We start from the raw sequence: 872 nt of genomic DNA on the forward strand, positions 1-872 counted from the left end.
ATCCACGATCCGACGACGCTGAACCGCCAGGGCAATGATCGTGGGCTCTCCTACCGGTCGGGCATCTATTATGTCGACGAGGAGCAGAAGCGCGTCGCCGAGGATACGATCGCCGATGTGGATGCCTCGGGGCTGTGGGATGGCAAAGTGGTGACCGAGGTCCAGCCGGTCGGCGAGTTCTGGGAGGCCGAGCCCGATCACCAGGATTATCTGGAGAAGCGCCCGGGCGGCTACACCTGCCACTTCGTCCGTCCCGGCTGGGTGCTTCCGAAGCGCCAAAAGGTTGACGACGTACAGCCAGCGGCCGGGACCGCGGCGGAATAGGCTTCACTGCCGTTGCCACTGCGCCGATCCGGTCCGCAATCTTCGTGACCGCGTCGTTCAGCGACGCGGTCATCGAACCCTACTTCAGAGTGACGGCTCGTTCCAGTCAGTCGCCATCGCAACACCAGGATCGCAGATTTATGCCAGACCTCTCGTCCTTTCCGATCACGCAGCGCTGGCCGGCATCTCATCCCGATCGCCTGCAACTCTACGCAGCCCCTACGCCCAATGGCGTCAAGGTCTCGATCATGCTTGAGGAGACTGGCCTGGCGTACGAGCCCCACCTGATCGACATCTCGAACAACGAGTCGAAGGATCCGGCGTTCGTGTCGCTGAACCCGAACGGACGCATACCGGCGATCATCGATCCGGCTGGCCCTGACGGTAGACCCATCGCCTTATGGGAATCCGGTGCGATCCTCCTCTATCTGGCCGACAAGACGGGTCAGTTCATCTCCACCGAACCAGGCCAGCGTTACGAGACCCTAGCGTGGGTGTTCTTTCAGATGTCGGCCATCGGGCCGATGTTCGGTCAGCTCGGCTTCTTC

General features: G+C 61.9%; 2 protein-coding genes. Both read left to right on the forward strand.

The genetic code is table 11. The features are described from left to right. A partial coding sequence (locus A9513_RS14325; protein ID WP_083196124.1) for a peptide-methionine (S)-S-oxide reductase MsrA occupies window positions 1-324 on the forward strand: 324 nt, incomplete at its 5' end. Between the two features lie 140 nt (window positions 325-464). Next, the coding region (locus tag A9513_RS14330; protein WP_141678406.1) for a glutathione S-transferase family protein at window positions 465-872 on the forward strand (408 nt) is incomplete at its 3' end.

The sequence above is a fragment of the Pseudomonas sp. AU12215 genome (assembly GCF_001675465.2).
Lineage (GTDB): Bacteria > Pseudomonadota > Gammaproteobacteria > Pseudomonadales > Pseudomonadaceae > Pseudomonas > Pseudomonas nitroreducens.